General features: G+C 54.3%; 12 protein-coding genes. 3 read left to right on the top strand and 9 right to left on the bottom strand.

Annotated elements, in window-relative coordinates; genetic code table 11:
- From tnpA to JUE67_RS12170, 5 genes are all read right to left on the bottom strand, one after another.
- Positions 1–332 (bottom strand): IS200/IS605 family transposase (gene tnpA, locus JUE67_RS12190; protein ID WP_203637178.1); only part of this gene is annotated, 332 nt, incomplete at its 3' end.
- Positions 333–468: 136 nt separating this feature from the next.
- Positions 469–1,344 carry a translation elongation factor Ts gene (tsf, locus tag JUE67_RS12185; RefSeq protein WP_203628172.1) on the bottom strand — a complete coding sequence of 292 codons (876 nt, stop codon included), beginning with the start codon at positions 1,342–1,344 and terminating at the stop codon, positions 469–471.
- A gap of 93 nt (positions 1,345–1,437) precedes the next feature.
- A complete protein-coding gene (gene rpsB / locus JUE67_RS12180) occupies positions 1,438–2,235 on the bottom strand; it encodes a 30S ribosomal protein S2 (protein ID WP_125696405.1) in 798 nt (265 codons plus the stop codon).
- Between the two features lie 415 nt (positions 2,236–2,650).
- A complete protein-coding gene (locus tag JUE67_RS12175) occupies positions 2,651–2,920 on the bottom strand; it encodes a GIY-YIG nuclease family protein (protein ID WP_203628171.1) in 270 nt (89 codons plus the stop codon).
- Positions 2,913–3,641, bottom strand: a complete 729-nt coding sequence (locus JUE67_RS12170; RefSeq protein WP_203628170.1) for a tRNA1(Val) (adenine(37)-N6)-methyltransferase — start codon at positions 3,639–3,641, stop codon at positions 2,913–2,915. The genes JUE67_RS12175 and JUE67_RS12170 overlap by 8 nt, the downstream gene beginning before the upstream one ends.
- 183 nt (positions 3,642–3,824) lie before the next feature.
- Here JUE67_RS12170 and JUE67_RS12165 point away from each other — a divergent pair, with 183 nt between their 5' ends.
- The 3 genes from JUE67_RS12165 (at position 3,825) to JUE67_RS12155 (ending at position 7,236) form a co-directional block, all read left to right on the top strand.
- Positions 3,825–4,475 (top strand): lysophospholipid acyltransferase family protein, encoded by a 651-nt coding sequence (locus JUE67_RS12165; RefSeq protein WP_125696408.1) that lies wholly within the window; start codon positions 3,825–3,827, stop codon positions 4,473–4,475.
- 255 nt (positions 4,476–4,730) lie between these two features.
- Positions 4,731–6,098 carry an APC family permease gene (locus JUE67_RS12160; protein WP_203628169.1) on the top strand — a complete coding sequence of 456 codons (1,368 nt, stop codon included), beginning with the start codon at positions 4,731–4,733 and terminating at the stop codon, positions 6,096–6,098.
- Positions 6,099–6,204: 106 nt separating this feature from the next.
- Positions 6,205–7,236, top strand: a complete 1,032-nt coding sequence (locus JUE67_RS12155; RefSeq protein WP_225877945.1) for an LCP family protein — start codon at positions 6,205–6,207, stop codon at positions 7,234–7,236.
- Between the two features lie 97 nt (positions 7,237–7,333).
- Here JUE67_RS12155 and JUE67_RS12150 read toward each other — a convergent pair whose 3' ends face one another.
- The 4 genes from JUE67_RS12150 to JUE67_RS12135 all read right to left on the bottom strand — a co-directional run bounded on the left by JUE67_RS12150 (position 7,334) and on the right by JUE67_RS12135 (position 11,563).
- Positions 7,334–9,085, bottom strand: a complete 1,752-nt coding sequence (locus JUE67_RS12150) for an ABC transporter ATP-binding protein (RefSeq protein ID WP_373300929.1) — start codon at positions 9,083–9,085, stop codon at positions 7,334–7,336.
- A gap of 31 nt (positions 9,086–9,116) precedes the next feature.
- Entirely contained in the window at positions 9,117–10,874 is a 1,758-nt protein-coding gene (locus JUE67_RS12145; protein WP_203628167.1) for an ABC transporter ATP-binding protein, read from the bottom strand.
- Between the two features lie 140 nt (positions 10,875–11,014).
- Positions 11,015–11,230, bottom strand: coding sequence for a YneF family protein (locus JUE67_RS12140; protein WP_125696412.1), 216 nt, complete (start codon positions 11,228–11,230; stop codon positions 11,015–11,017).
- An 84-nt stretch (positions 11,231–11,314) separates the two neighbouring features.
- The gene (locus JUE67_RS12135; protein WP_203628166.1) at positions 11,315–11,563 is read right to left on the bottom strand and encodes a DUF896 domain-containing protein; all 249 of its coding nucleotides are present in this window, start codon (positions 11,561–11,563) and stop codon (positions 11,315–11,317) included.
- Positions 11,564–11,655: the final 92 nt, after the last annotated feature.

Here is an 11,655-nt window from a genome sequence, read left to right as displayed (position 1 = left end):
TGCCGCCCTTGGTGTTTCCAATAGCTTCGTTGAAGTTCGGGACACTCAACGAACATTTGACGAGCCGAAATACCCTTCAACCACCGAACGATGTTAGTCACCGACAATTTCGGCGGTGCACTCACTAACAAGTGAACGTGGTCATCCTTACCAATCTCCAGATGGTCGATACTGAACCCATATTGCTCAGCGACCTCATAGAGAATTCGCTTAAGCACGGCTTCGATGTTTCCTTTCAGAACGCGGTTTCGGTATTTAGTGCCCCAAATGAGGTGGTAATTGAGATTATAGACAGATGTTCTACCATACGTTAAGCGTTCAGTATCCTTTATACTGTTAATTATAGCATGTCATCTTGTACCATGTGAAGAGCGCGACGACACAGAAAAAGGGCAATTCATCACGTCCATGAAAGAACGTGTTTCCTTGCCCTAATTCAAAAAAGCCGCATCGCTGCGGCCCATTGTCTTACTTGATCTGACCCATCACTTCGTCAACAAAGTTATCGGCCTTTTTCTCGATTCCTTCGCCCACTGCAAAGCGAACGAAGCCTTTGACGGTGCCACCGTTTGCCTTGGCAAATTCAGCGACCGTCTTGTCGGAATCCTTAACGAATTCCTGATCGACCAATGAGATCTCAGCCAACCACTTGTTCACACGACCTTCAACGATGCGTGGCACGATCTTTTCAGGCTTGCCTTCGTTCTTGGTCTCTTCGGTGAAAATATCGGTCTGGTGCTGCAGTTCGTCTGCAGGCACTTCGCTCCGGTCAAGGAAACGCGGGTTGATCGCAGCCACGTGCATCGCGATGTCGCGCGCAACAGTTTCGTCGGCGCCGGTCACGGTCACGAGTGCGGCGATCTGGCCGCCATTGTGCAGGTAAGCGCCGAAGTTGTCACCATCGTCTTTTTCAACAACGGCAAAGCGACGGAAGCTGATCTTTTCGCCGATGACAGCGGTCAGCGACTTGGCTGCCTCGTCGATGGTCTTGCCATCAAGATCCAGCGCAAGCGCCGCCGCCATATCGGCTGGTTTGCCGGCTGCGACAGCCTTGGCCACGTTTTGAACGAAGCCTTTGAATTCGGCGTTGCTCGCAACAAAATCGGTCTCGGAGTTGACTTCAACAACAGCGGCAACGTTGCCGTCGATCGCGATATCAGCTAATCCTTCAGCAGCAATGTTGCCAGCCTTTTTGGCAGCTTTTGCCAAGCCTTTTTCGCGTAAAACGTCGATGGCCTTGTCCATGTCGCCGTCAGCGGCAACAAGGGCCTTTTTTGCATCCATCATGCCGACCTGGGTACGGTCGCGGAGTTCCTTAACTTGTGCAGCAGTGATCTGAGCCATGAGTGATCCTCCTCAAAAATTGTTAGGTGACAAAAGCGCCGCCTGCAGATCTTGCAGTATGCGAGACTTTCAGACGGCGCGTATGATCAAATTTTATTCAGCATCCTTGCTGTCGTTGTCGCCTTCAACGGCTTCAACGATATCTTCGATCGAGTCGGCTTTCGGGGCATCGACCGGCTGCTGAGCAGCTTGGTCATCCGCCTGATCTTCGCCCTGGTTGCCTTCGATAATGGCATCAGCCATCTTGGCAGTGATCAGACGAACGGCACGAATCGCGTCATCGTTAGAAGGAATGATCACATCGATATCATCTGGATCAGAATTGGTGTCGACCATCGCAACGATCGGGATGTTCAGCTTTTGAGCTTCCTGAACGGCGATCTTTTCCTTGCGCGGATCCACGATGAAGATCACATCTGGGATGCGTGGCATGTCTTCGATCCCACCGAGGAACTTGGTCAGCTTGTCCTGCTGCTTCTTGAGCAGGGAAACTTCCTTCTTCGGCAGCTTGTCGAAGGTGCCGTCTTCAGCCATCTTCTTGATGTCCTTGAGGCGCTTGATCCGGGTCTGGATGGTGTTCCAGTTGGTCAAGGTGCCGCCAAGCCAGCGATGGTTGACGTAATATTGGCCGGCGCGAACAGATTCTTCTGCGATCGCGTCTTGGGCCTGCTTCTTGGTGCCGACGAACAGGAATACGCCGCCATCAGCCGCTTCGTCCTTGACGAAGTTGTAGGCATCATCGATCATCTTGACCGTCTTTTGCAGGTCAATGATGTAGATACCGTTGCGTTCCGTGAAGATATACGGACGCATCTTAGGGTTCCAGCGACGGGTCTGGTGACCAAAATGGACACCAGCTTCAAGCAGCTGCTTCATGCTTAATACAGACATGTGTAGTCCTCCAATATGGTTTTTTCCTCTCAGACGCGTCAACTCCCTGGCAGACTCTCACGAGCACCTTGCCGAAGATCTTCGCCTGATGTGGTTTGTGTTTTCACACTTGTAATAGTATACCCAAACGGCTGGGTTTTGACAAGCAAAATTGGTTGACAGGGTGCATAGGCCCGCGGGATGGTCGAGTAGCTAGTTTGACTTGGGCGCTTGGTGGCGCCCTTGCCACCGAGTGCACGAGTCAACTAGATACCTCGACCATGCGGGCCGGAGCCCAATTTGGACAGGGTGCGGAGCGCGGCGTTCAGGTCTGAGCAGCTAACAGGGGCTGGTGCTTGGGGCCGAACTTAGCCCCGAGTGCCGGACCCGGTTAGCTGCCTCAGACCTGCCGCGCGGAGCCCAACTTGGACAGGTGCTATTTTTGCCAGTCGACCTGATGCGCGGTCAAAAAAGCTTCCTTGTCAGCCCGCGTCTGGTGCTTGAAATGCCACTCCGCAGACAAGGCGTCGTGCCGCTCGGAAAAAGCTTCCGCGTACAAAAGTCGCACCGGCCTGCGGGTCTTCGTATACTTTGCGCCTTTCCCGGCATTATGTGTGGCGACCCGCTCCCCGACATCCGTGGTATAGCCGCCGTAAAAAGTGCCATCCGCGCATTTCAGCACGTAAAAATAAAAGATCTCACCCATAAAGTAACCGCCGCACTTCCTCAAGATAGTGGCCATCTGACCCATACACGACCAGCGGCGGGAGGATGCGGAGTCCTCCTGGCCGGCCTGCCTTGATCGTCTCGATCAGGACCATGTTGGCCTCGCGCCCCGCTTTTGGATAAACGAAGCGCACCCGTTTTGGCGCAAGCCCCGCTTTGGCCAACGTTGCCAATAATTCCTCAAGGCGATCCGGCCGGTGAACGAAAAAGGCTTTGCCCTGATATTTTAGAAGCGATGCCGCCGTCTTGGCCACTGTCTCAAAGTTGGTCGTCAGTTCATGCCGCGCGATTGCCAGGTACGGATTGGGATTTTTCACGCTTGCGTCATTCACTTTGAAATACGGTGGATTGCAGGTCACGATGTCCACACTGTCCTTGGCCACCGCCTGCGCCGCGTTGGCGAGATCCATGGTCAGCACATCCACATGGGCCGAAAAACCATTGAGCACCACGCTGCGCTGGGCCATGTCCGCCAACTTGGGCTGCAATTCGATCAGGGTCACCTGGCCCGTCGTCCGTGGGGCCAAAAACAGGCCCACCGCGCCGTTGCCAGCCGCCAGATCGACCACGCGGCTGGTCGGTTTGACCTGTGCAAACGCCGCAAGCAACACCGCATCCAGCGAAAAGGCAAACACGTCGTTGCTTTGAATCACTTGCACGGCCCCGCCAAGCGTGTCGATGCGTTCTCCTTCCTTTAACATGGCAACTCCTTTCTAAGTCGAAATAGTGGTATGTGCCGGCTGCCGCAGATCCAGTGAGCCGGCAATAACCGCTCGCGCTGGACAGTGCGATGCGCCCCGCTATGCACCCTTTCCACGTCCTACACATCCACCTAGCAGTTTATGGTATAATCTAACAGATATTTTGGAAGCGAGGGAAGCCTGATGTTCTATTCGATCGCACGTGGCATTGTCCGCGTCTTGGTGTTCCTATTTAATGGTAACGCACACTATGAAAATAAAGAGGCCCTGCCTGATGGCCCATATGTATTAGTTGGCCCGCACCGCACCTGGTGGGACCCAATCTTTTTTGCCTTGGCCGGCAGCCCGCGCAAATATGCGTTCATGGCCAAAGCCGAGCTGTGGCACAACAAAATTCTGGCCTGGATCTTGACTCACGCCAATGCGTTCGGTGTGGACCGGAAAAATCCGGGGCCAAGTGCCATTAAAACACCGGTGCGCATGCTCAAGCAAGGAAAACTCTCGGTCATGGTGTTTCCGTCCGGCTCGCGGTACTCCGAGGACATCAAAGGCGGTGCGATCTTGATCGCCAAACTCGCCAAGGTGCCGATCGTGCCCGCGGTCTATCAAGGCCCCCTGAAGTTCTCGCAAGTCCTGCTGCGCCGCCGCATCACCGTTCGCTTCGGTGATCCGATCACGGTGCCGACCGGCCGCCTTGATGACAAGGCGACCCAAGCAATTGGCGAACAGATGCAGGCCGCCTTCGACCAGATCGACAAAGCGATCGATCCGAACTTCAAGTATGTGCCTGATAAGGAAAAATATCTCGAAGAAAAAGCAAAAGGCAAGCTGTAGCACTTGCCTTTTTTCAGTTGGAGCTCTGGTCGCTCGATGGCTAAAGTCGCCATCAACCGCCCAGCTCGAACTGGCTGCTCAGACATAACCGCTCGGCGACGCACCCTTTTTCAGTTGGGCTTCGCCGAGCATGTCTGAGTCATCTAGTCGCTCTGGTCGCTTGATGGCTAAAGACGCCATCAATTGCCCAGCTCGAACTAGCTGCTCAGACATAACCGCTCGGCGACGCACCCTTTTATATGTGGAGGTCATTTGATGAGTTTTTGGCAACGCGCGCTACGCAAACCGGATCTGGCACAGACTCTGCAGGCAGATCACCAGCTTGCCCGCACCTTGACGACCCGCGACCTGATCGCGCTGGGCATCGGCGCAGTCATCGGCACCGGCATCTTTATCTTACCAGGCACGGTGGCCGCAACTACCAGCGGCCCAGGCATCACCTTGGCATTTTTGCTGGCGGCCGTGGTCTGCTCGCTGGCGGCGATGTGTTACGCCGAATTTGCCTCAGCCTTGCCCGTCGCGGGTTCGGCCTATGCGTATGGCAACATTGTTTTCGGGCAACTATTCGGTTGGATCATCGGCTGGGCGCTCATTCTGGAATACATGCTGGCGGTCGCGGCGGTGTCGACGAGCTTTGCGGCGTATTTCCGCAGTTTGTTGGCCGGCTTTTCACTGACACTGCCGCAAGCGATTAGCGGCTCCTTTGCCCCGGCGCAGGGTCGCTATGTCGACTTGATCGCCGTAGTGGTCGTCCTTGTGATCGGCCTCTTGTTATCGCGCGGTCTGAGCACGTCGATGACCATCAATCGCCTGATGGTTGGGGTCAAACTGCTGATCATCGCGCTGTTTGTGTTCGTCGGCTGTTTTTACGTTCGCCCGACGAACTGGCAACCTTACCTACCGTTTGGGGCAAAAGGCATCCTGGCCGGCGCGTCGCTGGTGTTTTTCGCCTATCTCGGATTCGACGCGGTCTCAGCTTCGGCACCTGAGGTCAAGGACCCGCAGAAAACATTGCCCCGCGGCATCATCGGGACGCTGATCATCGCGACGGTGCTCTACATGCTCGTTGCGATCGTCTTGACCGGCATGGTCCCTTACACGAAGCTCAATGTGGCCGATCCAGTGGCATTTGCACTCAACCTGATTCACCAGCCAAAATTGGCCGGCGTGATCTCGATCGGGGCGCTGGCCGGCATGTTCACCATGATGATGACGATGATCTACAGCTCGTCTCGCCTGGTCTATGCGATCGGCCGTGACGGTTTGCTTCCGCCATTTTTCGGCCGAGTTGTGCATCACCTGCCCAATCACGCCTTGTGGACTGTGACTGTGATCATCGCGGTGCTGGGCGGCTTGGTGCCATTGACCCAGCTGGTGAACCTGGTCAACATCGGCACACTGATCGCCTTTGCCTTTGTCTCGATTGGCATCATCCCTCTGCGCCGACACAAACAGATCGAAAACGCCGGCTTCAAGGTACCGGGATATCCGGTGGTGCCGATTCTCAGCTTTCTGTTTTGCCTGCTCCTGATGAGCCAATTGCCACTTGAGACCTGGTTGATGAGTCTGATCTGGTTTGGCATCGGCCTCGTCATTTATTTCAGCTACGGCTTTTGGCATTAGTCACACTTTCTTCATTCTGATTAGCAATCACTTAAGTTTTTCGTCCTTCATTTGTTTGCCGCCCGGCGTCTGGTACACTGAGCGGCAAATGGATGGAGGTTTTTTTATGCGGCAACAACGACGAAAACATCATGTGTGGCGCTGGCTGGGGGCCATCTTCTTACTCCTGCTCGCGGCGGCTGGCGGCTATGGCTATTATGTTTACCGCAGCGCCCATGCGGCGATCGACAAGACTTACACCCCGCTAAAGGCCCAGACCACGAGTGCGGATAAAAAGATCACGTCCGCTAAGCCGATCAGCATTCTTTTGATGGGCACGGACACCGGGAGTCTCGGCCGAACGGAAAAAAAGGGTCGCACCGACACCATGATTCTGGTCACGATCAACCCCACCACGAAAAAAACGACGATGACGAGCATTCCCCGCGACACGTTGTCTGAAATGGTCGGCACCAGCACCACCAATGTGCAAAAGATCAATGCGGCTTACTCGATCGGCGGCGCAGACATGGCGGTCAATTCCGTCAGCGCCCTGCTGAATGTCCCAATCGATTATTACGTCCTCGTGAATATGGGCGCGCTGACGAAAGTGGTCAATGCTGTCGGCGGCGTCGATGTCACCGTACCATTTTCATTCACCCAAAGCGGCGTGTCCTTCACCAAGGGCAAAATGCACCTCACAGGTATCCAGGCCCTTCAGTACGTGCGGATGCGCGACTCGGATCCAGAAGGCGACTATGGCCGTGAAAAACGGCAGCAGCAAGTGATCACAGCCATTTTGAAAAACGCGGCCTCGCTTTCGACACTGACCAATTTTAAGAAATTGCTCACGGCGATCGACACCAATCTGCAGACCAACCTGAGTTTTGCCGACATGATCAGCCTCTACCAGAAATACATGGGCGCGACCAAATCGGTCACCCGCTCGCAGCTGATCGGCAACGCCGCCACGATCGACGCCTGGTATCAAGTCGTCTCCACTGAAAAACTGCAGGCGACCTCCGACGCCTTGCGCAAGGAGCTAGGCCTCAGCACCGCCACGCTCAGCAATGCCGAGACCAAAATGAATGCCGCGAACACCAATTTCGACTGGTCCAGCAGCGCGACCCAGTATTACCAGATCACCGGCCTGAATTGAGGCGGTTTTTCCAAAACGAAATGAGCGCAAAAAAACATGGCCCCCTGCGCATCCTGTGCACAGCGACCATGTTTTTTTTAATGTCCGCTTCAGCAGATCAGTCTGTGACCGCATCCCCATTTTGCAGGCGATACATGTCATAATAGCGGCCCTGTTTCGCCAGCAGTTCCTCATGAGTGCCGCGCTCGATGATCTTCCCAGCGTCAAGCACCAAGATCAAGTTAGCATCCTTGATCGTCGACAGCCGGTGCGCGATCGCGATCGTCGTGCGGCCCTGGCGAATGCGGCGCAGGCCTTCTTGAATCACCGATTCCGTTTCCGTATCGATGTTCGCAGTGGCCTCATCAAGCACCAAGATCTTCGGGTCCGTGACGACGGTACGGGCAAACGAGATCAGTTGCCGCTCCCCGCTGGAAAATTGGGCCCCGCCCTCAAGCACCCGAGCGTGATACGTTTTCGGCAGTTTATCGATGAACCGATCGGCCTGCACAAATTTGGCCGCGGCGTGAATCTGTTCGTCGGTGATGTTCTCGTTAAACAGCCGAATGTTGCTGGAAATATCGCCGTAAAACATGAACGAATCCTGCAGGACCAGCCCCAATTTTTGCCGAAGGTCAGTCATCGAATACTCGCGAATGTCGACATCATCGATCAAGATCTCCCCGGTGCCGAATTCGTAAAAGCGCATCATCACATTGATGATGGAGGACTTGCCGCTACCGGTATGGCCGACCAGCGCCACCGTTTCCCCTGGATTGGCGACAAAGGAGATGTCATGGAGAATCTCATGGACCCCATCATAGGCAAACGAGACATGCTTGAATTCGATCTTGCCTGTTGTGATGGTCTTGCTGGCGCCAGGATTTTGCGCTGGCGCGTATTCCGTGTCATCCAGAATGTGAAAGATCCGGCTTCCCGCCACGATACCATCTTGGAGTGAGGACAGGCTGTCCATCATGTTGGTCATCGGGTTGAAGAAATTCGCCACATAAGTTGTGAACGCATAAACGACCCCGGCCTCGACAAATGTGATCTGTGATTGCAGGCCAAATGCATACAAGACCGCAACCAGCGCCAGCGCGTAAAGCAGGTTGATGATCGGCGACAACAGCAGCGAGTTGGTCCGAATCATCGCCTTGCGCGTATCCAGGTAATCGTTGTTAGTCGCCTCAAATTCTCGACTGATACGGGCCTCTTGCCGAAACTGTTGAATGATGCCGATGCCCTCGATCGATTCGTTGAGCTTAGTATTCAACTCGGACAGTTTCTCACGCATGTGGCGATAGACCTTCGAGCTGTATTGACTGTAATACCAGATCACGATCAGCAGCACCGGCAAAAACGCCAACACTAGAAGCGAGATCTTACCATTCATATTGAACATGATGACAAAGCTTGAGACGACCGAGAACAGCCCGACGATGACCGACAGAATCACGTTCCAAAAATCGGCAAGCGTCATGGTATCGTTGGTGACTCGGCTGACGATCGAGCCGGCCGGCGTTTGGTCAAAATACCGCATGCCGAGCGTGTGGAGCTTCGCAAACAGCTCCCGGCGCACATCTTCAAGGCCGCGCTCAGAGCCCATCGCAAACAAGAATGTCTGGAAGAACTGGAAAAACGCCTTGAGCAAAGTCCCCAGTGCATATAGCGCCCCAAAGCCCAGCAGAATATTTACCGTCGCGCTTTTGTTCGTCAAAAAGTGATCCATGAAATACTGCAAGATCTGAGGCAAGGCGACGTTCATACCGGCCAGCAGCGCGGCGGCCACAAGCGCCCCGCCAAATTGCTTTTTATAGGCGCCGGTGTAGGACATCAGACGCGTAAAAATGTGCCACTGCTCGCACATGGGAATGCTGCGAGACCAGGCGGATTCATATTTAGCCAACAGTTTCGCCTCCGATCTTTTGTTCAAGCTCTTGCTTGGCCCACATTTCGGCGTACCAGCCATTATTGGCCAGCAGCTCGTCATGGCTGCCGCGTTCGATCACACTGCCATCCTTCAGCACCAAGATCTCATCGGCATGCATCACCGAACTGAGGCGCTGGGCCGCAATGATCGTGGTCTTGTTGGCGCGCTCCTGCCGCAGATTGTCGAGAATCTCCGCTTCGGTCTTCGAATCGACCGCAGACAACGCATCGTCCATGATCAACAGCTCAGGCGTGGTGATCACCGCACGCGCGATCGCCAGCCGCTGTTTTTGCCCGCCAGACAAACTGACGCCGCGCTCACCGACCAGCGTGCCATACCCTTCTGCAAAATCCAGAATATCGTTGTGGACCGCACTTTCTCTGGCCGCATCTTCGACCTGGGGCTGCGTCTTTTCAAAGGAAGAAAAGCGGATATTGTCCGCCACCGTCGTCGAAAACAGGAAGTTGTCTTGCGGCACATACCCGATCGCATCGAGCAGCGCCTCAAGGGTATAGGCCTTGATGTTTTGGCCGCCAAACTCGATCACGCCGTCGTAATCATCAAACTCGCGCAACAGCAGCTTGAAGATCGTACTTTTCCCAGCGCCAACGCGACCGACGATGCCCAGGGTGTGCCCCTCTGGCAAGGTGAAATGCACATGCGTCAGCGTCGCATGGTCGTCGTCTGGATAGGCAAACTTGTTGATCTTGAACCGGATATCCCCGTGCGCCGGGGCGGCGATCGCATCTGGCTGCTCGATGATCGCACTATGTTCATTCAACAGCTCAGCGACACGGTCGTAACTGGCATTGCCGCGTTCCAGAATGTTGAATAACCGCCCGATTGCAAACATCGGCCACACAAGCGATGAGACGTATGAAACAAACGAGACCAGCTGACCGATTGTGATCGCATTAGAGGTGACGAGATAACCGCCATATGCGATCGTGATGACATACGTGATCCCCATGATCAGACTGGTCGTCGGGTCAAACAGCGCATCCAGAAAGTTGACCTTCTTGTTGATTTCGATCGTGTGGTCGACGATCTGGTCAAAATCCGCGGTATCCTCTTTTTCCTGCCCGAATGTCTTGATCACCTTGATACCGGAGACACTTTCCTGCGTCTTGTCATTCAACCGGGAAAAAGCGGCCTGCGAGCGCGCAAACGCAGCGTGCAGCCGCATCCCCAGCCGCCGCGCCATCACCGCGAGCAGTGGCATCGGCAAGATCGCAAACAGCGTCAGGCGCCAATCGACGAAAAAGATCATCGCGATGATCGTCGTGGTCCCTGTGATCAGCGAGTCAAACAGCGTCAAGATCCCGGCCCCGGCCACGTTTTGAATCGCGTTTAAGTCGTTGGTCGCATGAGCCATCAGATCGCCGGTCCGGTGGCGCTGGTAAAACGTCGCATCCATCTTCATAAAATGGTTGAAGAGCCGTGTGCGCAGCGTTTTTTCCAGCTTCGCCGCGCCGCCCCAGATGGCGTTGCGCCAGCCGAAGCGAAACACATACTGGCCGACGCCGGCAAAGACAAGCAGACCCAGCAGCGACATCAACTGCCCCGTCTGGATCCCGCCCTTTTGATTCATTGAATCGACCAAGGTGCCAATGACCTTGGGTGGAATGAGATTCACAATTGCAACCAGCAGCAAGAATAAGATGCCCAGGCCATATCGTTTCTTTTCCTCTTGAAAATACCAACTGAGTTTTTTGAAGACCCCCATTGTGCGCCTCCTCCTGTAATTAACGTTCTTTTAAAGCAAGATGAAACTCGAAAAAAACTTTGATGAGAAAAATTCGTTTCAAAGCACAAAAAAAGGTCCAGTCATTTGGCTGACCGAACCACTGACGAAACAATCGGCTGTTACTTGGACTTGCTTTGTTGTTGCTTCATTTGCTGCATGATCTGATTGAGTTTCTTTTCGGATGGCTTTTGCCCCATCTGCATCATCATCGTGCGCATCATGTCCTCATTGACCGGCGGATTATCCCGGAAGTATTTCTTCATATAAGCACGGGCGCCGAAGAAGCCGCCGACGAGCCCTAAAATCGCCCCAAGCACGAACCATAAAACAGCCATGGTTTTTACCTCCCAAAATTGTATCTCAAGACCGCGATGCGGCCGTCTTATTCATTGTACAGAACCTGACCCCGCTTGAAAAGGCTAATCTTCCCGCCAGCCCTGTTTGCGCTGAACGTCTTTAAGCTTTTCTGGGGTGATCTCGTTGCCTTTTTTGTCGTAATATTTTGACTCGGCCATCCGCTGTTCAAACCCCGCGCGGAAATCCTTGAGATAAGCGTCGCGCAAGACTTTGCGCTCCGCGAGCTCCGCGTCGGTCAGCTCGCGTTCTTTCGCCAGTTTGGCCAATTCGTTGATGCGATCGAGCCTTGCTTGTGGTTGTTCGCCATCCATCATAATCTTCCTTTCTCAGTCGGGCTTCGGTGCGCATGCTCGAGACATCTAGTTGACCCAGTCACTCGGGGCTAAGACCGGCCCCAAGCGTC

This window comes from Lacticaseibacillus mingshuiensis (genome assembly GCF_016861785.1).
In the GTDB taxonomy this organism is placed as follows: Bacteria; Bacillota; Bacilli; order Lactobacillales; family Lactobacillaceae; genus Lacticaseibacillus; species Lacticaseibacillus mingshuiensis.
This window is presented reverse-complemented; position numbering and strand designations above follow the sequence as displayed.